This window comes from Chloracidobacterium sp. N, from assembly GCF_018304765.1.
Taxonomy (GTDB): domain Bacteria; phylum Acidobacteriota; class Blastocatellia; order Chloracidobacteriales; family Chloracidobacteriaceae; genus Chloracidobacterium; species Chloracidobacterium aggregatum.
This window is the reverse complement of record NZ_CP072643.1, coordinates 1,013,396-1,037,270: the sequence shown is the minus strand read 5'-3', so window position 1 is coordinate 1,037,270 and position 23,875 is coordinate 1,013,396. Positions and strand designations below refer to the sequence as shown.

At 62.2% G+C, this 23,875-nt stretch carries 20 protein-coding genes; 5 read left to right on the top strand and 15 right to left on the bottom strand.

Annotation, left to right across the window (positions count from 1 at the left end):
• Window positions 1-519: 519 nt before the first annotated feature.
• From J8C05_RS15295 to metH, 3 genes are all read left to right on the top strand, one after another.
• Window positions 520-2,478: a tetratricopeptide repeat protein gene (locus J8C05_RS15295; RefSeq protein ID WP_246840784.1), complete on the top strand. Its 1,959-nt coding sequence runs from the start codon at window positions 520-522 to the stop codon at window positions 2,476-2,478.
• 191 nt (window positions 2,479-2,669) lie between these two features.
• On the top strand, window positions 2,670-3,242 hold the full coding sequence (locus tag J8C05_RS15290) for a tetratricopeptide repeat protein (protein WP_211423598.1): 573 nt from the start codon (window positions 2,670-2,672) through the stop codon (window positions 3,240-3,242).
• A 235-nt stretch (window positions 3,243-3,477) separates the two neighbouring features.
• Window positions 3,478-7,182 carry a methionine synthase gene (gene metH / locus J8C05_RS15285; protein WP_211423597.1) on the top strand — a complete coding sequence of 1,235 codons (3,705 nt, stop codon included), beginning with the start codon at window positions 3,478-3,480 and terminating at the stop codon, window positions 7,180-7,182.
• On the opposite strand, the gene J8C05_RS15280 is transcribed toward metH, so the two are convergent.
• The 14 genes from J8C05_RS15280 to J8C05_RS15215 form a co-directional block, all read right to left on the bottom strand.
• Complete coding sequence (locus J8C05_RS15280; protein WP_211423596.1) at window positions 7,167-8,168, bottom strand: dihydroorotate dehydrogenase; 1,002 nt, start codon at window positions 8,166-8,168, stop codon at window positions 7,167-7,169. The genes metH and J8C05_RS15280 overlap by 16 nt on opposite strands.
• On the bottom strand, window positions 8,165-9,511 hold the full coding sequence (locus tag J8C05_RS15275) for an ATP-dependent 6-phosphofructokinase (protein WP_211423595.1): 1,347 nt from the start codon (window positions 9,509-9,511) through the stop codon (window positions 8,165-8,167). The genes J8C05_RS15280 and J8C05_RS15275 overlap by 4 nt, the downstream gene beginning before the upstream one ends.
• Window positions 9,508-10,527 carry a pseudouridine synthase gene (locus tag J8C05_RS15270; RefSeq protein ID WP_211423594.1) on the bottom strand — a complete coding sequence of 340 codons (1,020 nt, stop codon included), beginning with the start codon at window positions 10,525-10,527 and terminating at the stop codon, window positions 9,508-9,510. Before J8C05_RS15270 ends, J8C05_RS15275 begins: the two co-directional genes overlap by 4 nt.
• Before the next feature lie 7 nt (window positions 10,528-10,534).
• Window positions 10,535-11,137 carry an acyl-CoA thioesterase gene (locus J8C05_RS15265; protein ID WP_459543855.1) on the bottom strand — a complete coding sequence of 201 codons (603 nt, stop codon included), beginning with the start codon at window positions 11,135-11,137 and terminating at the stop codon, window positions 10,535-10,537.
• 74 nt (window positions 11,138-11,211) lie between these two features.
• Window positions 11,212-11,745, bottom strand: a complete 534-nt coding sequence (gene scpB, locus J8C05_RS15260) for an SMC-Scp complex subunit ScpB (RefSeq protein ID WP_211423593.1) — start codon at window positions 11,743-11,745, stop codon at window positions 11,212-11,214.
• On the bottom strand, window positions 11,742-12,557 hold the full coding sequence (locus J8C05_RS15255; protein WP_211423592.1) for a segregation and condensation protein A: 816 nt from the start codon (window positions 12,555-12,557) through the stop codon (window positions 11,742-11,744). The genes scpB and J8C05_RS15255 overlap by 4 nt, the downstream gene beginning before the upstream one ends.
• Window positions 12,558-12,602: 45 nt before the next feature.
• Entirely contained in the window at window positions 12,603-13,313 is a 711-nt protein-coding gene (locus J8C05_RS15250; RefSeq protein ID WP_211423591.1) for a site-2 protease family protein, read from the bottom strand.
• A 23-nt stretch (window positions 13,314-13,336) separates the two neighbouring features.
• Complete coding sequence (locus J8C05_RS15245; RefSeq protein WP_211423590.1) at window positions 13,337-14,371, bottom strand: gluconolaconase; 1,035 nt, start codon at window positions 14,369-14,371, stop codon at window positions 13,337-13,339.
• 33 nt (window positions 14,372-14,404) lie between these two features.
• Window positions 14,405-15,022: an outer membrane protein assembly factor BamD gene (locus J8C05_RS15240; RefSeq protein ID WP_211423589.1), complete on the bottom strand. Its 618-nt coding sequence runs from the start codon at window positions 15,020-15,022 to the stop codon at window positions 14,405-14,407.
• Between the two features lie 207 nt (window positions 15,023-15,229).
• Window positions 15,230-16,273 carry a sensor histidine kinase gene (locus J8C05_RS15235; protein WP_211423588.1) on the bottom strand — a complete coding sequence of 348 codons (1,044 nt, stop codon included), beginning with the start codon at window positions 16,271-16,273 and terminating at the stop codon, window positions 15,230-15,232.
• 65 nt (window positions 16,274-16,338) lie between these two features.
• Window positions 16,339-16,908, bottom strand: a complete 570-nt coding sequence (locus J8C05_RS15230; protein WP_211423587.1) for a SiaB family protein kinase — start codon at window positions 16,906-16,908, stop codon at window positions 16,339-16,341.
• A gap of 37 nt (window positions 16,909-16,945) precedes the next feature.
• Window positions 16,946-17,773, bottom strand: coding sequence for a diguanylate cyclase (locus J8C05_RS15225; RefSeq protein WP_211423586.1), 828 nt, complete (start codon window positions 17,771-17,773; stop codon window positions 16,946-16,948).
• Between the two features lie 69 nt (window positions 17,774-17,842).
• Window positions 17,843-18,217: a DUF1987 domain-containing protein gene (locus tag J8C05_RS15220; protein WP_211423585.1), complete on the bottom strand. Its 375-nt coding sequence runs from the start codon at window positions 18,215-18,217 to the stop codon at window positions 17,843-17,845.
• Between the two features lie 260 nt (window positions 18,218-18,477).
• Window positions 18,478-20,934 carry an MDR/zinc-dependent alcohol dehydrogenase-like family protein gene (locus J8C05_RS15215; protein WP_211423584.1) on the bottom strand — a complete coding sequence of 819 codons (2,457 nt, stop codon included), beginning with the start codon at window positions 20,932-20,934 and terminating at the stop codon, window positions 18,478-18,480.
• Window positions 20,935-21,067: 133 nt separating this feature from the next.
• Between J8C05_RS15215 and J8C05_RS15210 the strand changes: the two genes are divergently transcribed.
• Window positions 21,068-21,958 carry a dienelactone hydrolase family protein gene (locus J8C05_RS15210; RefSeq protein ID WP_211423583.1) on the top strand — a complete coding sequence of 297 codons (891 nt, stop codon included), beginning with the start codon at window positions 21,068-21,070 and terminating at the stop codon, window positions 21,956-21,958.
• The gene (gene proB, locus J8C05_RS15205) at window positions 21,945-23,111 is read left to right on the top strand and encodes a glutamate 5-kinase (RefSeq protein WP_211423582.1); all 1,167 of its coding nucleotides are present in this window, start codon (window positions 21,945-21,947) and stop codon (window positions 23,109-23,111) included. The genes J8C05_RS15210 and proB overlap by 14 nt, the downstream gene beginning before the upstream one ends.
• On the opposite strand, the gene J8C05_RS15200 is transcribed toward proB, so the two are convergent.
• Complete coding sequence (locus tag J8C05_RS15200) at window positions 23,108-23,869, bottom strand: SDR family oxidoreductase (RefSeq protein WP_211423581.1); 762 nt, start codon at window positions 23,867-23,869, stop codon at window positions 23,108-23,110. The genes proB and J8C05_RS15200 overlap by 4 nt on opposite strands.
• Window positions 23,870-23,875: the final 6 nt, after the last annotated feature.

The window sequence follows — 23,875 nt, the reverse complement described above, 5'->3', positions numbered from 1 at the left end:
GGGCGCGGCGGTGGTGCACAGGTAGCAACCAGTTTGGCGACAGGCTGACCGTTTTCTGTGAGAGTCACTTCCTCACCAGGGGACAGGCGGTGAATGAGGTCTGCCAGACATGCTTGAGCTTCCTGGATACTGAGGGGGCCCATGTCGTTCTCCTCGTTGGTGGGCTTGTTCCGTCGTGTAGCCGCCAGAGCTACCCGGATTGTTTTCGGGTGTCATTTTCGCCGGCCACAGGATTATCCGCAAATACCGGCTGAGTGCGGACAGTCAGCTAGCGGGAGGTGATTCGCTCGACTTCACAACAACGACTGTGCCTGCCTCAGAGCACCCCTCAAAACATCCCCCACTTTACCTACTCGCTACTCACTATTCGCTACTCGCCACTCGCCACTCACCATTCGCCATTCGTCATAAACCTGTACAACCCGAAAAAGAATACTTCTATCTAAATGTCACAAAACCATAACTGTGATAAGACAACCAGTCGGTGCTGAAGTGGTTGGATGCGGCGAGGAGAACATCATGATCAAACGGATACAGGTGATGGCTCTGGCAACCGTGCTGTGCCTGACCGGCGCTGTGGCTTACGCCCAAGGTGCAGGCCGCGAGTGGGAGACACTCAACCAGGAAGTCATCAAGCTTTATCAGGCCGGTAAATATGACCAAGCCGTCGTGGTTGCCAAAAAGGCGCTGGAGGTGGCTGAGAAGCGCGTCGGGACAGAGCATCCCAATGTGGCGAAAAGCCTGACCAACCTGGCCTATCTCTATAATGCCCAAGGGCAGTACGCTCAGGCCGAGCCGCTCTTCAGGCGCGCGCTGGCTATCCGTGAGAAGGCCTTGGGCCCCGACCATCCCGATGTGGCGACGAGCCTGAACAACCTGGCTGGTCTCTATCAAGCCCAAGGGCAGTACGCCCAGGCCGAGCCGCTCTTCAGGCGCGCGCTGGCTATCCGGGAAAAGGCCTTGGGTTCTGACCATCCCGATGTGGCGACAAGCCTGAACAACCTGGCTGGTCTCCATCAAGCCCAAGGGCAGTACGCCCAGGCCGAGCCGCTTTACAAGCGTGCGCTGGACATCCGGGAGAAGGCCCTGGGCTCATACCATCTCGATGTGGTGGCGATCCTGAACAACCTGGCTGAAATCTATAAAGCCCAAGGGCAGTATGCCCAGGCTGAGCCGCTCTACACACGCGCGATGGGCATCCAGCACAATGTCTTGGGTCTTGACCATCCCGATATGGCCACGACCCTGAACAACCTGGCTGAAATCTATCGTGAACAGGGTCGGTACGACCTGGCTGAGCCATTCCTCAAGCACTCGCTGGGCATCCTGGAGAGGTTCCTGGGCGCCGACCATCCTGATGTAGCAACGAGCCTCAACAACCTGGCTATCATCTATAAAGCCCAAGGGCAGTACGCCCAGGCCGAGCCGCTCCTCATGCGTGCGCTGGCTATCCAGGAAAATGTCTTGGGTCCCGACCATCCCGACGTGGCGCAGAGCCTGAACAACTTGGCGGCGCTCTACCAGGCACAGGGTCAGTACGCCCAGGCCGAGCCGCTCTTCAAGCGTGCACTGACCATTCGGGAGAAGGCTTTGGGCTCCGACCATCCCGACGTGGCGACAAACCTGAACAACCTGGCCCTGCTCTACGAGGCCCAGGGTCAGTACGCCCAGGCCGAGCCGCTCTTCAAGCGTGCGCTGGCTATCCGGGAGAAGGCCTTGGGCCCCAACCATCCCGATGTGGCGACGAGCCTGAACAACCTGGCTGAAATCTATCAAGCCCAAGGGCAGTACGCCCAGGCCGAGCCGCTCTTCAGGCGTGCGCTGGCTATCCGGGAGAAGGCCTTGGGCTCCAACCATCCCGATGTGGCGACAAGCCTGAACAACCTGGCTGGTCTCTATCAAGCCCAAGGGCAGTATGCCGAGGCCGAGCCGCTCTTCAGGCGTGCGCTGGCCATCCGGGAGAAGGCCCTGGGCCCCAACCATCCCGATGTGGCGACGAGCCTGAACAACCTGGCTGGTCTCTATCAAACCCAAGGGCAGTACGCCCAGGCCGAGCCGCTCTTCAGGCGCGCGCTGGTCATCCGGGAGAAGTCCTTGGGTCCAAACCATCCCGATGTGGCGGCGGGTCTGAACAACCTGGCAGGTCTCTATCAAGCTCAAGGGCAGTACGCACAAGCAGAGTCACTCCACAAACGCACGCTGGCTATCAGGGAGAAGGTCTTAGGACCTGACCATCCCGATGTGGCGACAAGCCTGAACAACCTGGCCATCATCTATAAAGCCCAAGGGCAGTACGCCCAAGCCGAGCCGTTCTTCAGGCGGGTGCTGGCCATCCGGGAAAAGTCCCTGGGTCCAAACCATCCCGACGTGGCGACAGCCCTCAGAAACCTGGCTCAACTCTATCGTGCGACCAAACGGATTGCCGAAGCGGAGCAGCTTGAGGAGCGGGCGGCAAAAATCAAGGCTGGCGACAAGTGAGAGAAACAGTTGAATCCTGTCGCCAAGACAGTTTGTGTGGCTTGCTAGGCGTCCAGCTTTGAAGGCGTCAACCCCGAATGGTGTCACGTCAACGGCCAAGTGAAGCAACCCGCAGGATATCCCTCACTTTCGCTCATTTTTCATTCTCCATTTTCCACCGACAAATGGTTAGGTGTCTGCGCGGAATACCAATGATCAATCTGGTGCAGGTGATGGCTCTGGCGGCTGTGCTGTGCCTGACCGGCGGGCCGGCTTATGCCCAAGGTGCGGGCATCGAGTGGGAAACACTCATCGAGGAAGTGCGGACGCTTTATCGGGCTGGCAGATATGACCGCGCTGCTACCGTGGCGAAAAAGGCGCTGGAGGTGGCCGAGAAGCGCGTCGGGCTGAACCATCCCGATGTGGCCACCAGTCTGAGCAACCTGGCCAAGGCGCATCAGGCCCAAGGGCAGTACGACCAGTCCGAGCCACTCTACAAGCGCGCGCTGGACATTGTGGAGAAGGCCTTGGGTCCCGACCATCCCGCTGTGGCCCAGAGCCTGAACAACCTGGCTGTTGTCTATCTGGCCCAAGAGCAGTACGCCCAAGCCGAGCCGCTCCTCAAGCGCGCGCTGGTCATCCGGGAGAAGGCCCTGGGTCCCAACCATCCCGATGTAGCGACGGTCCTCAAAAACCTGGCTCTGCTTTATCGTGCGACGCAGCGGACTACCGAAGCCGAAGAACTTGAAGCGCGAGCAGAAAAAATCAAAGCCAACGACAGGTGAGAGAGACGACTGGTATCCGGCGGCAGCAGCATTGTGCGTACCAACTGAACTGCCGGGATGCTTGAGAGAGCGCGCAACCCTGAAGCCCACGCGGGCGGGACGCCCGCGCCCCCAGAGCTGCCCGCGCTCCCAAGGGACTTACGGCCAGTCGGACTAGCCGACGTGAGAGCAACCGATTAGACTTCCGCCTTCTCAGCCCCAAGTTGCTTCTCACAGACGGCTACTTCCCTATCCGATGTCTTCTCCAACCACAGCCCTGCTCGAACAAGCCCTTCGTGAACGCATTCTCGTCCTCGACGGCGCCATGGGGACGATGATCCAGTCCTACAAGCTCCAGGAAGCCGATTACCGCGGAGAGCGTTTTGCCAGCCATACCCACGACCTCAAAGGCAACAACGACCTCCTGTGCCTGACCCGCCCGGACATCATCGAAGCCATCCACCGCGCCTATCTCGAAGCCGGCGCGGACATCATCGAAACCAACAGCTTCAATGCCCAGCGGATTTCGCAGGCCGATTACGGACTGGAAGACCTGTCCTACGAAATGAACCTGGCTGCGGCCCAGTGCGCCCGGCGGGCCGTCGAGGCGTTTCTCAGGGAAGACAGCTCGCGCCCGCGCTTTGTCGCCGGGGCGCTGGGGCCGACCAACAAAACCGCCTCGATCTCGCCCGATGTCAACGATCCCGGCGCACGCGGCACGACCTTCGACGAACTCGTTGCCGCCTACGCCGAGCAGGCCGAAGGACTGCTCGACGGCGGCGTGGACCTGCTCCTGCCCGAAACAACCTTCGACACGCTCAACCTCAAGGCGGCGCTCTTTGCCATCGAGGAAGTCTTTGAACGGCGTGGGCAGCGCGTGCCGGTTGTGGCTTCGGTGACCGTCGCCGACGCCAGCGGGCGGACACTCTCCGGGCAAACCGTCGAGGCTTTTCTCATTTCCGTCGAACACGCGCCCCTGCTGGCGCTCGGAATGAACTGCGGCTTCGGAGCGGCCGAAATGCGTCCGCACGTCGAAGAACTGGCCGAAAAGTCGCCGTTTTACCTGATTTGCTACCCCAACGCCGGCCTGCCAAACGTCTTTGGCGGATTTGACCAGACGCCCGACATCATGGGTGAACTGGTGCGCGACTTTGCCCGCCACGGCTGGCTCAACATCGTGGGCGGCTGCTGCGGGACAACCCCCAAACACATTGCCGCCATTGCCGCGGCCGTGGCCGGACTGCCACCACGAACCCGCCCCCAACCGCCACGTCACACCCGCCTGAGCGGCCTGGAAGCCCTGGTCATCCGCCCGGAGACAAACTTCGTCAACATCGGTGAACGCACCAACGTCACCGGCTCGTCCAAATTCGCCGAACTCATCCGCGCCGAACGCTACGAGGACGCGCTGGCCGTTGCCCGCCAGCAGGTTGCCAACGGCGCGCAGATGATTGACGTCAACATGGACGAAGCCATGCTTGACAGCGTGCGCGCCATGACGCGCTTTCTCAACCTTGTCGTCGCCGACCCGGACATCGCGCGCGTCCCGATTGTCATTGACAGCTCGAAGTTTCACGTCATCGAAGCCGGGCTGAAATGTGTTCAGGGCAAGTGCGTCGTCAACTCCATCAGCCTCAAGGAAGGCGAAGCCGTGTTCATCGAGCAGGCGCGGCGTATCCGCCGCTACGGCGCGGCCGTCGTCGTCATGGCCTTTGACGAAATCGGACAGGCCGACACGGCAGCGCGCAAGATCGAAATCTGTACCCGCGCCTACCGGATTCTCACCGAACAGGTTGGCTTCCCGCCGGAAGACATCATCTTTGACCCGAACATTCTGGCCATTGCCACCGGCATTGAAGAACACGCCAACTACGCCGTGGATTTCATCGAGGCCACGCGCGTCATCAAGCAAACCCTGCCCGGCTGCAAGGTTTCCGGCGGCGTCAGCAACCTGTCGTTTTCCTTTCGTGGGAACAACGTCGTCCGGGAAGCCATGCATTCGGTCTTCCTGTACCACGCCATCCGGGCCGGCATGGACATGGGCATCGTCAATGCCGGACAGCTTGCCGTCTATGACGAAATTCCGCCGGATTTGCTCGAACTCGTCGAAGATGTGGTACTCAACCGGTGCCCGGATGCCACGGAGCGGCTGATTGCCTTCGCCGAATCGGTCAAGGGGGCCGGTAAGGCCGCGGTCAAGGACGAAGCCTGGCGGCAGACCGGCGTCGAGGAACGGCTCAAGCATGCCCTCATCAAAGGCAATGCCGATTACATCGAGACCGATGTCGAGGAAGCCCGCCAGAAGTACGGCGCACCGCTGGCGGTCATCGAAGGGCCGCTCATGGACGGCATGAACGTCGTCGGCGACCTGTTTGGAGCCGGCAAGATGTTCCTGCCGCAGGTTGTCAAATCGGCGCGCGTCATGAAAAAAGCCGTGGCCGTGCTGCTGCCCTACCTCGAAGCCGAGAAAAAGGCAGCCGCCAACGGACAGACGGCCAATGGCTCCGGCCGCAGGAAGGTGCTGCTGGCAACGGTCAAAGGCGACGTTCACGACATTGGCAAAAACATCGTCGGCGTCGTTTTGGGCTGCAACAACTACGAGGTCATTGACCTGGGCGTGATGCAGCCCTGTGATGTCATCCTGGCCAAGGCCCGCGAACACAACGTGGATGTCGTCGGCCTCAGCGGGCTGATCACGCCGTCACTGGACGAAATGGTTCACGTGGCCAAAACGATGACCGAGGCCGGCTTCACCGTGCCGCTGCTCATTGGCGGGGCGACGACCTCGAAGCTGCATACGGCCGTCAAAATCGCGCCAGCCTACAGCGGGACGACGGTTCACGTTCTCGATGCGTCGCGCGCCGTTGGCGTCGTCGGGGCGCTGACCAGCCACGAGCAGCGCCAAGATTTCATTGCCCAGAACGCGGCCGAACAGGCTGCCTTACGGGAAGAACACCAGTCCCGCCTCGACCGCAAGCACCTGCTGCCGCTGGCGGAAGCCCGTGCGCGCCGTCCACAGTTGCGGTTTGACGCCGAAACTGTCGCCGTCCCTGAACAGCTTGGCGTCATGACGTTCGACGATGTCACGCTCGACGCCCTTGTGCCCTACATTGACTGGTCGCCTTTCTTTCATACCTGGGAACTGCGGGGGCGCTATCCGAAAATCTTTGACGACCCGACCATTGGTGAACGCGCCCGCGAACTGTTCGACGACGCCCAGCGCCTGCTCGAACGCATCATCACGGAACGCCGTCTGCATCCACGTGGCGTTTTTGGGCTGTTTCCGGCCAATGCCGTCGGCGATGACATCGAGCTGTACACCGACGAAACCCGGACCGAAGTGCTCACCCGCTTCCACACCCTGCGGCAGCAGGTCGAGCGTACGGACGGGAAGCCCAACGTCGCTCTGGCGGACTTCATCGCCCCGAAGGATGCCGGCCGGCTGGATTACATCGGCGGCTTCGTGGTGACAGCCGGACTGGGGCTGGACGAACTCTGCGCCGAGTTCGATGCCGACCACGACGACTACCATTCGATCATGGCCAAGGCGCTGGCCGACCGCCTGGCAGAAGCCTTTGCCGAACTCGCCCACAAGCGCGTCCGTGACCTCTGGGGCTACGGACGGCACGAAAACCTGACCCGCGAGGACCTCATCCGGGAACGCTACCGGGGCATCCGCCCAGCGCCGGGCTATCCGGCTTCGCCCGACCACACGGAAAAGCGCACGCTGTTTGCCCTGCTGGGCGCAGAGGAAAATGCCGGCGTCCGCCTGACGGAAAGCTGCGCCATGTGGCCGGCCAGTTCGGTCAGCGGTCTCTACTTTGCCCATCCCGACGCGCATTACTTTGCCGTCGGTCTGCTGGGGCGCGATCAGATCGAGGATTACGCCGCACGCAAGGGGTGGACGGTTGCCGAGGCCGAGCGGTGGCTGCGTCCGAACCTGGGCTACGATCCGGCCTGATGCGACGCCGGTTCCGTCACCGGGCTGACCGCATGGGGGCGGAACGCACCAACCAGCGCCGGTATGGTTGTCCCCTGCTCGCGGCAGTAGGTCTCCAGTCCTTCAATGACGTGCAGGGCGGCGCATGGTTCGGTGTAGTTGATCGTGCCGAGCTGCACGGCCGTCGCCCCGGCCAGGATGAACTCCAGTGCGTCCATCCAGTTGGTGATGCCGCCCATGCCCAGCCGGGGAATGCCGACGGACTGTGAGACCTCATACACCATCCGTACGGCCAGCGGACGGATGGCCGGACCCGACAGTCCGCCCGTCGTAAAGCCCAACCGCGGCCGGTGGGTATAGACATCAATGGACAGGCCGACAAAGGTATTGACCAGCGACAGGGCATCGGCTCCGGCCTGCTCGACGGCGCGGGCCACCTCGACAACACTTGGCGCATTGGGCGACAGCTTGACGATGACCGGCCGCCGCGCACGGTTTTTGACGGCTTCCGTGACGCGGGCCGCCAGCCGGGGGTCGTTGCCAAACTGCGTCCCGCCTTCCTTGACGTTCGGGCAGGAAATGTTCAGCTCGTAGGCCGATACACCTTCGGCATCATCGAGCACGGCGACGACTTCCAGAAAATCCTCGATGGAAAAGCCAAAGACGTTGGCAATGACGTGCGTATCATAAGCACGCAGCAGTGGCAGTTTTTCCGCGACGAAAGCCCGTACCCCGATGTTTTGCAGCCCGATGGCATTGAGCATGCCGGCGGGTGTCTCCACGATGCGCGGCGGAGGGTTGCCTTTGAGCGGCTGCGGCGACAGGCCCTTCGTACAAAAACCGCCCAGCCGGGAGAGGTCGAAAAACGGCAGGAACTCCAGCCCATAGCCAAACGTCCCGCTGGCCGGGATGACCGGATTTTTGAACGTCAGGCCGGCAATGGTCACGGCCAGCGGGTTGTCCAATCGGGGGGCGTCCAGCGTGTGGCTGGTGGATTCGCTGCTCATGACGCCGTTGTTTCCGGGACTGGTTCGTTGACCATGAGTACCGGCTGCCCGGTTGCCGCCAGGACCGAAAGCCACAGGCTGCTTTTGGGCGAGAGGTGTTTCTTCTGGCTGGTCACCAGGTGCATCGGCACGTGGACGAACAGCCCATGCCAGTATCCGATGAGCAAATCCGTCTTTCCGGCCATGGCGGCGTGCACGGCGTACCGCGCAAAGCGGTCACTCAACTGGGCGTCGTCACAGTTGGCCGGGACACTCCGAATGAGATAGCTCGGATCGATGTATTTGACATTCGCCTCGATGCGGCGCTCACGGAAGTAGGCGATGATGCGGTCGCGCAGGTACGTCCCGATGTCGTGGTGCTTGATGTTGCCGGAGGCGTCGCGTTCAACCGGCAGATTGCCGAACAGGTGTTGCCCGGCCCCTTCGGCCACGACGATGACGGCGTGCCCGCGCTGGAGCACCCGCGTTTCCAGGTGCGCCAGAAAGCCGTTGGGCGGGTCGAGATCGAAGGGCAGTTCGGGAATGAAGGCAAAGTTGACTTCCTGGCTGGCCGTCGTGGCGCCAGCCGCGATGAAACCGGCATTGCGGCCCATAAGCTTGACGATGACGATGCCATTGGGCGCGCCCTTGGCTTCGGCATGGGCCCCGGCAATGACTTCACGCGCTTTTTCGACGGCCGTGCCGTAGCCGAAGGAGCGAAAGACGTAGGGGATGTCGTTGTCAATGGTTTTGGGAATTCCGACCACGGCCAGCGGCAGGTTGCGTCGGCGGGCCGCCTGGGCCAGAGCGTCAGCGCCGCGCTGTGTTCCATCGCCGCCGACACAAAACAGCATGTCAATGCCACGGTCGGCCAGGGTGTCGAGCATGACTTCCACCGGCTGCGGCCCACGGGATGACCCCAGAAATGTGCCCCCGTGCAGGTGGATGTTTTCCACCATCTCGTGCGTCAGGCGGATGAATCCGTCGCCATAGGCCGGATTCAGGCCCCGGTAGCCATAGCGGATGCCATAGACTTCCGGGACGCCGTAGTTGTACTTGAGGGACAGAAAAACCGACCGGATGACGTTGTTGATGCCCGGACACAGCCCGCCGCAGGTGACAATGGCGGCTTTGACCTTGGAGGGATCAAAAAAAAGCCGCTCCCGTGGGCCGGCCCGCTCGAAGAACAGGTCATCGGGACGCCCTTCCAGACGTTCCAGTTCGACATGGAAGCGGACTTTGGCGGCGTCGGACATAAACTCCCCGTGGTATTCACCGGAAGCCGCGCCAAGCTGGAGCGGCGACGGAAACCGACACTCCCCCAGCGAGTGAATGATGAGGTCTTCGGGTTTGGGCAACGTCATGACTTCCTCCGTGACGCGGGACGGGCTGGAGCAGAACCGTTTTTCCCACCGGATTTGGGGGGCGTCCGGGTGCGCGCAGCCGGGGCCGATCTGGGGGCTCCCCGCTCTGAAGCGGTCGGTTCGGCAGTCTGACGAGCCGGCCGTCGGGATGGTTTGGCTGGCGGCTGGGCAGTGCGTCCGATGGTCGTTGCCAGCCGCTCACGCTGACGGGCTTTGGCTTCCCCGACCGGACGGGGCTTGCCGAGTTTTTTCGTTGCGGCCTTTTTGGCGACCACCCGTGGGGCAATTTTCCGCTTCGAGAAGAACCGCTGCACTTCAGCCGGGGTCAACTCCCGGACGGCTCCGACCGGCAGTCCGGCATCGGTCAGGTGGCCGATGGCCACGCGCCGGAGTTTGAGCACGGAATGCCCGATGGCGTCGAACATCCGCCGAATCTGGTTGTTTTTCCCTTCGTGCAGCACGAGTTCATACCAGGTGTTGTCGTAATCCGTGTGGTCGAGGGGCGTCAGGTGCGCAATCCGGTGCACTTCCCCGTCAATGGTCATGCCATGTTGCAGCCGTTCAAGCTGGGCGGGGCCGGGCGTTCCCTTGACCTTGACGTGATAGACCTTCGGACAGTGATCGCCGGCTTTGGTCACAAGGTTGGTCAACGCGCCGTCATTGGTCAGGATGAGCAGCCCTTCGGTGTTGAAATCAAGGCGACCGACCGGATGTACACGTGGCGCGCCCTTGGGCAGCAGGTCCGTCACGAGGGGGCGCTGCTCCGGGTCGGAGAGGCTCGACAAATACCCCTTCGGCTTGTTGAGCAGGTAATAGACCAGCTTCCGCTGCGCCAGCTTCGGGTTGATGAGCCGGCCCTTGACCTTGATGGCGTCGTGTTCGGGGTCGGCTTTGGCCCCCAGCGTGTCCACGACCTGGCCGTTGACCGTCACCAGCCCGTTCTGAATCCACATTTCGGCTTCCCGCCGGGAGGCCAGTCCGGCGGCGGCGATGAGTTTCTGTAACCGTTCCTGCATGGCGGCGTTATGAACCCGTTTCGGCCGGTGCCGCGGACGAGGAAAGGGGCGGCGCCTCCGGCGGCAACGCTCCAAGCCGTTCGGCGGCGTGCTGGGCCACGGCATGGGATTCCAGCATTTCCTGCATGAGTTCCTGCGGATGCTGCCGGATTTCGAGGCTGTGCTGTTCAATCTCCTTCCGGTACTGCCGCCGGAGCTTCGCGGCGGCCCACCGGCGCCGGTCATCCTGGGTTTCAATCGGGACCGGCGGGATAGGACGCGGATGTCCCTGCTCATCCACGGCCACCATCGTGAAATAGCACGTCATGACGTGGCGTGACGTGCGCTCGCGGATGTTTTCGGCCTCGACGCGAATGCCAATCTCCATGGAAGTCCGGCCCGTGTAGTTGACTGAAGCGCGAAACGTCACCAGTTCACCGACGTGAACCGGCTCGCGAAACACCACCTGGTCCACCGAAACGGTCACGACATAACTGCCTGAATAGCGTGACGCGCAGGCATAGGCCACCTGGTCAAGCAGCCGCAACATGGCCCCGCCGTGGACGTGGCCGGAAAAATTCGCCATGTCGGGCGACATCAGAACCGTCATCAGCAAACGTTTCTCAGACATGCTTTCTCCCGTGTAACCGTTGTTCCTGATGGGCAACCGGCAGCCTGACCACAGCCTTCCGCCGATGATGCCACTCAGGTCGTTGGAGCGTCGAGTTCGGCCAGGTCTTCCAGACTGGGCAGCACACTCAAATCCTTCAACCCAAACTGCACCAGAAATTCCTTTGACGTGCCGTACAAAATGGGACGCCCGACACACTCTTTGCGCCCCTTGGGCACGATGAGCTTCCGGTCGAGCAGCGTCTTGATGGCGGAAGACGAACTCACCCCGCGAATCTCCAGGATTTCGGGAATGGTAATCGGCTGCTTGTAGGCAATCACGGCCAGGGTCTCCAGCGCCGCCAAGGAAAGCCGTGCCGCCGGGCGCGCGCGGTGGTAGCGCCGGACGTATTCGCTCAGCTCCGGGCGCGTGGCGAGTTGCCAGCCACCGGCAATCTCGCGCAGCACCAGTCCGCGCCCGGCGTAGTCGTTGACCAGGCTGTGCAGTGCCGCGTCAATGTCGGCCGGAGTCGCTTCCGGCAGCAGTTCAGCCATTTGCTTCCGTGTCAGCGGCTCCTCGGCCACATAGATGAGGGTTTCCAGAATCGGCTTGAGCGTTTCAGGGGTCATAGGGCTGGGGTGGCTTCTACCGTCACGGCTACCCGTTCGAGATGGATGCTACCGAAGGTCTCCGTCTGAATGAAGCGCACCGTACCTTCCCGCAGCAACTCCAGAATGGCCAGAAACAGGCAGACCATTTCGCGTTTCGTCCGGGCCGCTTCAAAGAGCCGGGTCACATCGAGGCGCGGCTGTTCAGCGAGCAGCCCCCGCAGCTCGGCCAGCTTTTGCGCCTGGGTCATGGCTTCGTGGGCAATCGTCAGTTCAAGCTGCCGGCGGCGGCGGTCGAGAATGCGTTTGAATGTTTCCAGCAGGTCAAAAACCGTGACGTTGACTTCTTCCGGGGCGGCGGTTTCGCAAGTGCGACGGCTATAGACGCCCTGCTCCAGCTCGTACCGCATCCACAGGTCCTCGGCCGCTGCCCGGTAGCGCCGGTGCTCCAGAAGCTGGCGCACCAGTTCCGCCCGTGGGTCGTCGGCAACGGCTTCGGCGGAAGGTTCGGCTGGCGTGGGCAGGAGCATCCGGGACTTGATGTGGATCAGCGTGGCCGCCATGACGAGAAACTCACCGGCAACATCGAAGTCCAGTTCGCGCAGCGCCTGGATGTAAGCAAGATATTCAGCCGTAATCCGCGCCATGGGGATGTCGGTAATGTCGAGTTCATGGCGCCTGATGAGATAGAGCAGCAGGTCGAGCGGGCCTTCAAAGACTTCCAGCCGCACCCGGTAGTCTCCGGGGCGGCTGTCTTCGGGAACGGCCGCCGTTTCGGCTTCGCCCGGTCTGGTTTCAGCAGGTGGCCGCAGGTGCATCGCCATGGGTGACATCGGTGTGGACCACCGGAAGTGGGGCGGTCGTCCCAGTCCGGTCGTTCAGAGCAGACTGAACAGCAATACCAGGAAAAATCTCATCAGCGGCAGATAGACTTGCGCCAGCAGGCCGGTCAGAGAAGCCAGAATGATGATGAAAAAGCCATACGGACGCAGGCTTTCATACGCTTCCATCAGCGGCACACTCACCACACTGAGCAGGCTCGACAGGATGTGGCTGCCGTCCAGCGGGGGGATGGGCAACATGTTGAAGACGGCCAGCAGCAGGTTGATGATGATCATCATCCGCAGAAAAATCAGCACCGGCTCAGCCAAACCCAGCAGCGCCTGGGGATCAGCCAGTTCGCGGCCGCTGAACATGCCCAGCACATCGCCCCGCCCGATGCCCCCCGTGACCACCAGAAGCTTGAGCAGCAGCACCGCGCCAAGGGCCAGCAGCAGGTTGCTGATGGGGCCGGCCGCCGACACCACGATGTTGGCGACAACCTTGTTCTTCCAACGACTGGGATTGACCTCGACCGGTTTGGCCCAGCCGAAGATAAAACCACCCCCAACCAAACCGAGCAGCGGAAAGAGGATCGAGCCGATGGGGTCAATGTGGGCCCGGGGGTCAAGGGTGATACGGCCCTGGTAGCGCCCGGTGTCATCCCCGAAGCGCTCCGTCGTCCAGGCATGGGCAAATTCGTGGACACACAGCGAAAAGAGGAACGCGACAAAGCCCAGGACGATGTTCCCCAGATGAATACCTTGCATGGTGCCTCTCGGAAAACTGTCCATCAGGCGCGGGTGGGATCGTAGCCAATGACCCCGACCGGAACCCGATAGATTTCATGGTTGGAAGCGAGAATGGCATTGCCGCGATTGTCGAAGGTGAGTCCGACCAGCCGGGCGCCGGCGATGAAGGGCTCAGCCTCCTGGGCATCGGGCGTGATTTTGATGACGCCCCGCAATCCATTGAGACTGGCACAGACATAGGCATTGCCGGCCTGGTCGAAGGCCAGCCCCTGCGGCCGCCCCAGCCCGATGAACCACGGCTCGACCTGCCCGGCCGGTGTCACCCGATAGATGCTTTCGCGGGTGCCGGCCAGCGTCGGGGCCGTCACGTAGAGGTATCCATCCGGCGAGAAAGCCAGATGATAGGCGGCCATGCTCGGTTCGAGGCGGGCGTGAGGGCTGGCCTCACCAAACGGCGTCACCCGGTAAATCGTCCCCTGCCGGTCGCCGACAAACAGATTGCCCATCCGGTCAATGGCCAGCCCGGTGGCAATCCCCAGGTTTTCGGCCACGGGCACGACTTCCCGGAACGGAGACACCCGGTAGAGTGTCCCATCATTCCGGCTCGTGACGTAGAGCGTCCCCTCGCGGTCCATGGCCAGCCCCGTCGGGTTGATGATGTTGTCCAGAAAGGGCGTGGACTGACCATCCTGGCTGATGCGCCACACCGACACTTCGACTTTTTTGCCCCGTGCGCCGGAAATCGTGGTGAATATCGCCCCGGTTTCGGGGTCACAGACCGGATTGGCCACCGGATGCAGGTTTTCGGCCAAAAGCTCGGCAACGAGAAAGGGCATGCGGGGGCTGGTTTGCCCGGCGGACATCAGTTGCAGGCCCGACAGACGGTCAGCTTTGGTCACATCGTCAGGCACCGTGACCAGTACCCGGTCGGGCGAGGCGCTGACGATGCGGCTCGGCGTCTCACCGAACAACACCTCACAGTCGGCATAGTCCGAGGCATCGAATCCCCGACAGTCAATGATGATAAGGCCGCCCGGCACACCGGCCTGGGGCCGCACCTGAAGCACTTCAAGCATGGTTACAAGATCACAAGTGAAAACATAGCCGTCTCAGAATGGCGGGAGAGGAGACGCCAGCGATGAAAGACGCTCCAGTTCCTTACGGGTATCCTTGACCAGCTCGCTTTCCGGGAAACGTTCGAGCAGCTCGGAAAAGTAGCGGCGGGCTTCAGCATCGTGGGTGCGCGCTTCGTCCGCTTTGCGCTGTCCCTCATCCCCCTGCCCCTGCTTCCGCAGTCGCTTCGCCTCATCTTCCAGAAGACGGCGCTGCCCCAGATGATACTTCCCGAGCAGAAAGAGAATCCGGTCAAAGCGTGTAAACTGCGGATACACCTCATAGATTTCCGTCAGCCGGTTGATGGAGGCCCGGAAGTTCTTCTGGCGGGCATAAAATTCCGCCACCTCGATGTTCTTGCGCGCCCGCTTTTCCAGAAGGGGATCGCGGGTTCCCATCTCCCGCCAGTCATCAGCCTGCTCTTGAGCTTCGTCCGGCTCGCCGTCCGGTTCACCGGGCGGCGGCGCCGGTTTTTGTGGCGACTGGCTTTTCCAGGGCGCCACCTGCCCGAGAGCTACCTGCCCGACACGCCCTGCCCCAAAAGCATGGGCGGCACCGGAAGCCACGACGGAAAACAGTACACAGGCACAGAACACGACACGCACGCCAAACATCAGAAACGCACTCCCAGGACTTGTCTGGAGACAGGGCGGGGAACGGTCAATCACCCGGTATCGCCATCCATTGTTCCCGCGCACTCAGTCCCCCGCCCATCCGGCTTGCGCGGGCAACGGACAGTTCTGCGACTATACCAATGTCGTGAAAGCGCGAAAACCCAAGACGGGCGGCCCAGACCGGCGGCCAACCGTGACGGCCAACCGTCAGGCCGGGTTCTCAGCACCTGGGGCGGCGAGACCGGCCGCCGGTGTGAGGCGGATGCTTGTTTCAGCCGCCGGCAGGGTGATGGTAAAGCAGGTCCCCTGTCCGACCTGGCTTTCCACCACGATGGTTCCGCCATGGGCTTCGGTGATGCGTTTGGCAATGGCCAACCCCAACCCGACGCCAAGCCCTTTCTTCTCAGAAGCCTGCACCTGGCGGTACGGGTCAAAAATGTAAGGCAGGTCGGCTTCGGGAATACCTTCCCCGGTGTCGGCAACGCGGATGATGACCAGCTTCTGGCGTGGTTTTTCGGGGTGGCCCTCCACGTGACAACTGAGCCGGAGCTGCCCACCGACCGGCGTAAACTTGATGGCGTTGGAGGTAAGATTGGTCAGCACCCGCCGCAGCTTCGACCAGTCTCCCAAAACTGGCGGAACCGGGCTGCACATCAGCAGGACATCAATCTGCTTTGGACGCGCCGCCACCCGCACTTCCTCAAGGAGTTCGTTCAGGCAGGTCACGAGGTCCAGGCGCCGGCTCTCCAGCGTGATTTCCTGGCTTTCCGACCGCGCCACATCCAGCATCTCATTGATCAGCATCAGCATGGTTTCCGTGCTGTGACTGGCCGCCGTGACCAGTTGGGCATAGGGGCCACCGGAAACCGTCGGTTCCTCGGCCAGAAGCTCAAGCGTGGCTTTGACGACACTCAGCGGCGATTTCAGGTCATGGACGAGCATGGCCGTAAAGGCCGCTTTGACCCGGTCCAGTTCACGCAGGCGGTCGTTGACGTGGCGCAGTTCCGTGTTGCGCGCATCGAGTTGAGCCTGGGTCCGAATGAGACGGCTCTGAATGGCATCGCCCGAACCCGTGATCTTGATGGCCTGGCGCAACAGGGTTTCATACTTCCTGAGCAGCTTCGCATAGTGGGACTGCCACTCCGCCGGTGAAAATTCACCCTGCTGAACCAGTTCATGGGCGGCCGCCACAAGCGCGCGTTCCTCGGCAAACAGCTCGAACGCATTGGCATGGTTGGAGTCTTTCGCCATGGCAGTCCAGACCGGTGGGAATCCGAAGGGTTGGCCGTGAAGGGTTCACTGTCGCCGTCAGGCGATCAGGCGGAAAGTGTCTTGGCAATCCGCGCTGTGATAACAAAGAAAGCCCGCCCGTCAGCAATCGGGCGCATTTCATAGTCCAGCGGAAAATCGGCCTTGCGGGCAATGTCAATCAGGCCCAACCCGGCCCCCTTGCTTCCAGCCCGGGTATGTTCCGCCTTGAGCCGCTCGTCATAGTACTGCTTGAGCTGGCTGGCATCCGAGTTGTGGATGCGCTCACACTGCTCGCGCAGGTAGTCCATCTGCTCGGCCGTGACGACATTGCCGGCTGACACTGAGTAGTCATCTGCCGATTCCGATACGACCACCACGCCGACCCCGACGGGATGAACCGCCCCATTGCCCCCAAAGGGAACGGTTTCCGTCTCGGCCGAATAATGCAGGATGTTCTGGGTCATCTCGATGAAAATGGCGAAAACCTTTTTCACCTTGCGGTCAAGGACCGACTTGTTTTTGAGCAGCGTACCCAGCTCCACAAGGACATCCTGCGAGATCGCCCCTTTGAAGGCCAGCCAAATCTTACGCTGACTCATGTCCTGATAGAGCCGGAACAGGTCTTCCGCCATCATTGTGCCTCCAGATCAACCGGCCGACGGGTTGCATCGGTCATCCATTGCCTACCGACAGGATGGGCGCGCATGAAACCCGATTGCGCCCGGCTTCTTTCGCGGCATACAGCGCCTTGTCAGCGGCCGCGATCAGCGAACTCACCCCTTGTTGTTCCACGGCCACAGCCGTCGCCGCCCCGACACTGACCGTCAGGACGCCATACGGCGACACCGGATGCGGAATCTCCAGCGCCGCAATCGCCTGCCGGACTTCCTCGGCAAAGGACATCACCCAGTCCGGTTGGGCATCGGGCAGGATGACGGCAAATTCCTCGCCGCCGTAGCGCGCGGCCAGATCGCCGGCACGCCGCACGCTCGCCGCCAGCGCCGCACCCACCTGCCGGAGACAGTCATCGCCATACTGATGACCGGCTATGTCGTTGAGCCGCTTGAAGTGATCCACATCCAGAAGTATCAGCGACAGCGAGGCCTGCTTGCGCATGGCCCGGCGCCATTCCTGATCGAGATACTCGTTGAAGTGCCGCCGATTGGCCACGCCCGTCAGGGCATCCAGGTAGGACAACCGGTGGAGCGCCTGATTGGCCTGTTCCAGGTGCGCACGGGCTTGTTCGAGTTCGGCATTGCGTCGCTCCAGTTCCTCCTGCATTCGCAGCAGCTTGCCCTGAAACATGTCGCTGACGTGCGTGAGCTTGATGAGCTGGCGAATGGCGTGACGGTATTTCTGGGACAAAAACCGGTAGTGTTCGCACAGCGCATCGAAGGTCACTGTCGGATCATCGGCCACCCGGGCCGCTTCCGCAGCAACGGCTTCTTCCTCGGCGTACACCGCCTCTGCATTTCGCTTTGCCTGCGCTTCAATACCCACGAGCTTTTACCGTCTCTGCCACAGCCCCCCAGAGCCAACGGCGCTGCGCGCTGTACTCCCCAAACCGGGTCAGTGCTTGACAAACTGGAACGTCAAACTCAAATCCTCGGCAAACTCCTCCCCACTCTCCCGAATATCTTCATCATCTTCACGATAGTGCCAGTGCAAACTCACCTGCCGTCCATTGCGATTGGCTTCTTCCAGTTTTTCCAGGATGTTGAGAATACACTTGGAAGAACTCGTGTTGAAATAGGACAGCTTGAAATGAAAGGCGATGGGAATCGTCGTCCGCTGGATGAAATCATCCAGCCATTTGAACACCGGCTGGTAGAACTGAAGCGAGTGTTCCGGGTAGGAGTCCCCCTCGATTTCAAGTACCCCGCTGGTTCCATCGAAATGCACCCTTGGTGTTACCTTCGTTGCGTCAAGCACCAGGTTGTTCATTGCCACGCATCCTTGAAAAACTTTCTGCCCATCAGATGGTGTGACGCAGCACTGACCGGCACACTGCCGCGTCTGCGCCCTTCTCCCCTTTCGCCTGGGTGGCGAAGCAAAACATGCTTACCCTGATGACATTGTTCAGGATTTGACCGAAACCGACTATATCACCCGCCTCTGGTGCTTCCAAGCCTGTTGTCAAGCCCAAAAACACAGGCAAGAGGCAGGCTGCGGTGCCGCTGGCGTGAACCCGCCCCCGCCCGGCATCACCGGAAAATGGTGGCGGCATCATCCTCGGCTGTTGCGTCTGCCGACTGCGCCGCCCAGGCCTCGAACAACTCAGTCCTGTTTTTCAGTCCCAACCGGGGCAGCGCATGGTTGACGACGTAAGTCGCCCCAGCGTGGCGGTTGTCCCACATCGCCTGATGCGCTTCCGGCAGGTCGGCCCACCCGACGACGACCGGCGGAGTCACTTCCAGCAACCCGGCCGCTACGGCATCGTTCATCGCCACAATCTCGTAGGCGTTGTTGAGGTGCGTTCCCCAGATGTTGGCCGTCGGCATGTCAATCCGGCGCTGCCGCATCCAGACCTGCGGCGCATAGAAACTGTAGCGCCGCCCGGACATGTCCTCGGCATAGATGACGCGCCCGGTGTAGGGCTTGACCAGGGTCGTGCTGATGCCCAGCGTGTCCTGTCCGGCGCGTTCAAAAATCATGTCCGGGTAGCCACGGGGGTTGTCCGGCGCGGCCAGCAACCGTCCCACGGCTGCGGCAAAGGGTTTGAAGTTGATTTCAGTGAACAGGCGAACGGCTTCCTTGAAGGACTCGGTGTCGGCCTTGGGGTCGGGAAAGGCCGGCATCGTGGTCGGCCAGACGAAGTCTGCACCGTAGCGCCGCCGCAGGTCCTCGATGCTGACCAGTCCCCGGACGGCATCGCCAAAGCCCAGGCTGGCGACGAATTCCTTTTGGGCATCCGTCTGCGTCGCCACGACGACCCGCGCATGGGACTCCCGGACGGCCTCGATGATCTCGATGCCGGTCTCATCCACGATGTCTTCACTGATGCCGTAATAGACCAGCACCGACTGCCCGGCCCGCAGCCCGACCCGCTGGAGCATGTCGGACGGCGCAGCCGCGCCGGGTTTGCCCATAAACGTGAAGTGATAGCCGGATGACGCGCCGTAGAAGGTCAACGTCCCGCCCGGCCCCAGCAGTTGAAAACTCCGTGGAAAGGAACGCTCCCCGGCATGGGAAACCGCGTAGTCGGCCAGATGCCCCTCATTTTGTGCGCGGAACATCGCCAGCAGGGGTTCACCGGCGGCCTCCCAGGCGGCCCACTGCGCCGGGTCTTCCGGCACTTTCGTAAAGCATGGCTCCAGTTCCGGCGCCCGCCGGTTGATGACGCCCGTCGCGCCGTGCTGCTTGACGAAGCCCGCCCGCTCGGCGCTCGACACCATGCCCGTCACTTTTACATTGTTGCGCACGCCAACCTTGAGGGCCTCAAAACCCGTGCCCGTCGCCGCGCCTTCCACAAACAGGCGCTTGCCCGGCGCAACCCTGAGCGTCGTAAACAGCGCCCGGTAAATCGTGCCCAGGTTGAGCATGTAGCTTCCCGCCGCCTCGATGGTCAGGTCTTCGAGCTTGTGGTGAAGCTGCGGCGGCTGCACGAGCAAAAACTGCCCATGCGAGCCATTCGGCTCCTGGTAGCCCTGGATACCAAAGTCGGCAAACATCGGGTCCAGCCCGACCAGCGGTGAAAACAGGTCATTCTGGCCGGAGTAAATGGACACCAGATCGCCCACCTGCAGCCGTCCCTCCCGCTTGACCTCGCTGCCCATCGCCACAATGAGACCGATGCCGCCGGAGCCGGTGATGTGAAAATCCTGGTCATGGTCATCCATGACGGAGACGGGAATTCCGGTCAGCGCCCAGATGTCGTTGAAGTTGACTTCACTTACAAGCACATACACCAGGACTTCGGCTGGGCTGGGCGTCGGGACGGGCACAATGAAGTGCCGTTCCACATCGTTCGGCTCACCGTGCAGAGCGGCACCGGTCATCGGGTCCTTGATGATACCTTGGGCGTACTGATACTTCGGCAGCGGTGTCAGACCGGGATAAAACGGCGTTCCGACCGGGAGCAGTTCGCTGCGTTCCAGCAGCGCCTGTTCTTCCGGTGAGCCAACCATAATGAGCGGGCGCGGTGGCAGGGGTGCGCTTTTCTTGTCGAGAAACGCCTGAATACCTGCCTGCCCGCCCTCCGGGTCGGCCACAGCTTCGGCAAACACGTTGGCTTCGTGCCGGAGTCCGGCTGCATAGCCCTGCTCCAGGCCAAAAAACACACAGTCCAGAGCACGCTGGACGGCCTTTTCACGCCCGACGGCCCGCGCCTGCGCCAGCAGGCGCGCCACGCGCGGATGGGCTTCGACCTCGGCGCGGGAAAGCCCCGGCTGCGGTGTGGCCCACTGGCTGAGCGCCGCCTGCCGCCGGGCAAACGCTTCGGCCAGCGGGCCGGTTCCCGTCAGGATGTACTCACGGGCCAACTGCGCGGCGACTTCGACGGCTGAATGCGCCTCGGTGGCAATGGCATCCACCAGCCCCAGAGCTTGCGCCGTCGGGGCATCGAGGTTTCGCCCGCCAACGATGATTTCGATGGCGTCGAGCAACGTATCCGGCACGGCCGAGGGGGCCGGCGCCGCGCCAGAAGCAGCAGAGTTCGACATGGCTGGAAGAAGACCTTTCACAAAAGTACCGGTAGCGTCCAGTATCGCACGACGGCCCGGTTCTGCGCTATGTTCCAGCCAACCTGAACCATCTTGCCTCGACTTTGGCCGTCATCCACGGCTTCTGCCCACCATGTTTGACCAACACACCAAAAGCCTGCTTCCCGATGCGGAACTCTCGCGGCGGCAGTTCGTGCTGACTTCACTTGCTGCCGGCTTTGCACTGGCCGCGCAACCCATCAGCGCCCAGACCATTGTGACCGACACCGCCGGCCTCACAACCCAGGAGGTCAGCATCCCGGCGGCCGACATTGCCTTTCCGGCCTATCTGGCGCGGCCTGAAAAAGGCACCCGTTTCCCGGTGGTCATTGTCATTCAGGAGATTTTCGGCGTTCACGAGCACATCAAGGACATCTGCCGGCGACTGGCCAAGGTCGGTTATCTCGCACTGGCCCCAGAACTCTTTGCCCGTCAGGGTGATGTCTCCAAACTGGAAACCATCGGCGACATCATCTCCAAGGTGGTGTCGAAGGTCCCAGACGCGCAGGTGCTTTCTGACCTGACGACGTGCGTTGCCTACGCCGCCAAAACCGGCTACGGCGACATCAAACGGCTGGCCGTGACGGGCTTCTGCTGGGGCGGGCGCATGACCTGGCTGTTTGCCGCCCACGAACCACGGGTCAAAGCCGCTGCGGCGTGGTACGGCTCACTGGTTGCCAACCCACGCAACAACCCGGATTTCAAGCCTGACCCGTTGCGTCCTACATTCCCGATTGACATTGCGCCGACGCTGCGAACACCAGTGCTTGGGCTGTACGGCGGCAAGGACCAGGGTATTCCGCTCGAAACCGTCGAACAGATGCGGACGGCGTTGGCCAAGGGCAGGTCCGGCTCGAACATCATCGTCTATCCCGACGCCCCCCACGGCTTTCACGCCGACTATCGCCCGTCCTACCGCCAGGCAGAGGCCCAGGCCGCCTGGAAGGCAATGCTCGCGTGGTTCAAGCAGCATGGTGCAGCCTAGTCGTCACCCGGTACAGGATGCCGCTGCGGCCCGCGCCGCTCTGGCCGCAGCCCGGCGCATGGTTGTCAAAATCGGCAGCAACGTGCTCGTCGAGCCGGGAACAGGGCTGGTCGAAACCGTGCTCCGGCATCTCGTCGGGCAGTGTCTGACCCTGCGCGCAGACGGGCGCACGGTGGTCATTGTTTCCTCCGGGGCGGTCGCCTGCGGCATGACGCACCTGCGGTTGCATCACCTGCCGCTGGGCCGGGACCTGTCCTTCAAGCAGGCGGCAGCGGCCATCGGGCAGCCGTTTCTGATGCGCTACTACGAGCAGGCCTTTGCGCCCGTCCCGGTGGCGCAGGTACTGCTGACCTACGACGACGCCCGCGACCGGGAGCGGTTTCTCAATGCGCGGCACACGTTGCGAACGCTGCTGACGCTCGGCGTCGTGCCCATCATCAACGAAAACGACACCGTGGCCACGGCTGAAATCAAGTTCGGCGACAATGACTTCCTGAGCGCGCTGGTGGCCAACATCGTGGATGCCGACCTGCTCGTGCTGCTTTCGGATGTGGACGGGCTGTTTGACCGCGATCCCAAACAGCACGTGGAAGCCCGGCGGTTGAGCTTTGTCCCGGAAGTCACGGCCACGACCCTGGGGCTGGCTTCCGGCGGGAAGAGCGCCTTTGGCACGGGCGGCATGCAGTCCAAGCTCACGGCGGCTCAGACGGCGGCACGGTTTGGCGTCACGACGGTCATCGTCAACGGTCGGGCGTCAAACATCCTGCAGCGCGTCATGGCAGGTGATGACGTTGGGACGCTGTTCCCACCGGCGGCGGCGGCCCTCGGCGGCCGCAAGCGCTGGATTGCCGCCCTGCGCCCGAAAGGCACCCTGACGCTCGACGCCGGAGCCGTGCACGCTGTGGCAACGCAGGGTAAGAGCGTCCTGCCGTCGGGTATCATCCGGGTCACTGGACGGTTCGCCGCCGGGGATGTCGTGGCGTGCTGCGATGAGCAGGGGCGCGAAATCGCGCGTGGACTGACCAGCTACAGCGCCGATGAAACTGAAACCATCCGTGGACTGAAGTCCTCCGAGATTGCGCAGCGGCTTGGCTTCCGCGCGCACGACGAGGTGATCCACCGGGATGACCTCGTACTTACCGGCGAACGCTAACGCCCCATCCAGCCGCCATCCACGACGAGCACGTGGCCATGGACGTAATCACTGGCCGCTGAGGCCAGAAACACCGCTGCGCCGGCCAGATCGGACGGCTGCCCCCACCGCCCGGCCGGAATGCGCTCCGTGATCTGGCGGTGACGCACGGGGTCCTCCCGCAGCGGACGGGTGCTTTCGACTTCCAGATAACCCGGCGAAATGGCGTTGACGTTGACGCCCCGGGAAGCCCATTCGTTGGCCAGGGATTTCGTCAGTTGCACGACGCCGCCTTTCGAGGCTGCAAACGCCGGGGCCTGCCAGCCGCCCTGGAATGCCAGCAGTGACGCAATGTTGATGATCTTGCCCGACCGCCGTTCGAGCATGTCCTTGGCCACCATCTGCGACAGCCGGAACACGGTCGTCAGGTTGATGCTCAGGATGAAGTCCCAGTCTTCGTCGCTCAGCTCCACGGCCGCGCCGCGGCGAATCGTACTGGCATTGTTGACCAGAATATCAATCCGCCCGAAATGCGCGAGGGTCGTGGCCACGATATGACGGTGAAAGGCGCGGTCGTAGAGGTCTCCCGTCACGGCCAGCGCCCGCCGGCCCAGCGCCCGAATCTGCTCACAGAGGGCTTCCGGGGCACGGGCTGAACCATGACAGGCAACATCGGCGCCGGCTTCGGCCAGAGCCAGCGCAATGGCCGTCCCAATCTCGGAAAGCGCACCCGTCACCAGCGCGACCTTCCCATCCAGACGAAACAAATCCAGTACCACGTCTCG

Excerpts from the sequence above, each read along its gene's own strand:
- J8C05_RS15295 (WP_246840784.1), top strand. The coding sequence starts at position 520 with ATGATCAAACGGATACAGGTGATGGCTCTGGCAACCGTGCTGTGCCTG.
- J8C05_RS15290 (WP_211423598.1), top strand. The coding sequence starts at position 2,670 with ATGATCAATCTGGTGCAGGTGATGGCTCTGGCGGCTGTGCTGTGCCTG.
- J8C05_RS15275 (WP_211423595.1), bottom strand. The coding sequence starts at position 9,511 with ATGACGTTGCCCAAACCCGAAGACCTCATCATTCACTCGCTGGGGGAG.
- J8C05_RS15215 (WP_211423584.1), bottom strand. The coding sequence starts at position 20,934 with ATGTCGAACTCTGCTGCTTCTGGCGCGGCGCCGGCCCCCTCGGCCGTG.
- J8C05_RS15240 (WP_211423589.1), bottom strand. The coding sequence starts at position 15,022 with ATGTTTGGCGTGCGTGTCGTGTTCTGTGCCTGTGTACTGTTTTCCGTC.
- J8C05_RS15265 (WP_459543855.1), bottom strand. The coding sequence starts at position 11,137 with ATGTCTGAGAAACGTTTGCTGATGACGGTTCTGATGTCGCCCGACATG.
- proB (WP_211423582.1), top strand. The coding sequence starts at position 21,945 with ATGGTGCAGCCTAGTCGTCACCCGGTACAGGATGCCGCTGCGGCCCGC.
- J8C05_RS15255 (WP_211423592.1), bottom strand. The coding sequence starts at position 12,557 with ATGTCACCCATGGCGATGCACCTGCGGCCACCTGCTGAAACCAGACCG.
- J8C05_RS15235 (WP_211423588.1), bottom strand. The coding sequence starts at position 16,273 with ATGGCGAAAGACTCCAACCATGCCAATGCGTTCGAGCTGTTTGCCGAG.
- J8C05_RS15270 (WP_211423594.1), bottom strand. The coding sequence starts at position 10,527 with ATGCAGGAACGGTTACAGAAACTCATCGCCGCCGCCGGACTGGCCTCC.
- J8C05_RS15280 (WP_211423596.1), bottom strand. The coding sequence starts at position 8,168 with ATGAGCAGCGAATCCACCAGCCACACGCTGGACGCCCCCCGATTGGAC.
- J8C05_RS15220 (WP_211423585.1), bottom strand. The coding sequence starts at position 18,217 with ATGAACAACCTGGTGCTTGACGCAACGAAGGTAACACCAAGGGTGCAT.
- metH (WP_211423597.1), top strand. The coding sequence starts at position 3,478 with ATGTCTTCTCCAACCACAGCCCTGCTCGAACAAGCCCTTCGTGAACGC.
- scpB (WP_211423593.1), bottom strand. The coding sequence starts at position 11,745 with ATGACCCCTGAAACGCTCAAGCCGATTCTGGAAACCCTCATCTATGTG.
- J8C05_RS15210 (WP_211423583.1), top strand. The coding sequence starts at position 21,068 with ATGTTTGACCAACACACCAAAAGCCTGCTTCCCGATGCGGAACTCTCG.
- J8C05_RS15250 (WP_211423591.1), bottom strand. The coding sequence starts at position 13,313 with ATGCAAGGTATTCATCTGGGGAACATCGTCCTGGGCTTTGTCGCGTTC.
- J8C05_RS15230 (WP_211423587.1), bottom strand. The coding sequence starts at position 16,908 with ATGATGGCGGAAGACCTGTTCCGGCTCTATCAGGACATGAGTCAGCGT.
- J8C05_RS15245 (WP_211423590.1), bottom strand. The coding sequence starts at position 14,371 with ATGCTTGAAGTGCTTCAGGTGCGGCCCCAGGCCGGTGTGCCGGGCGGC.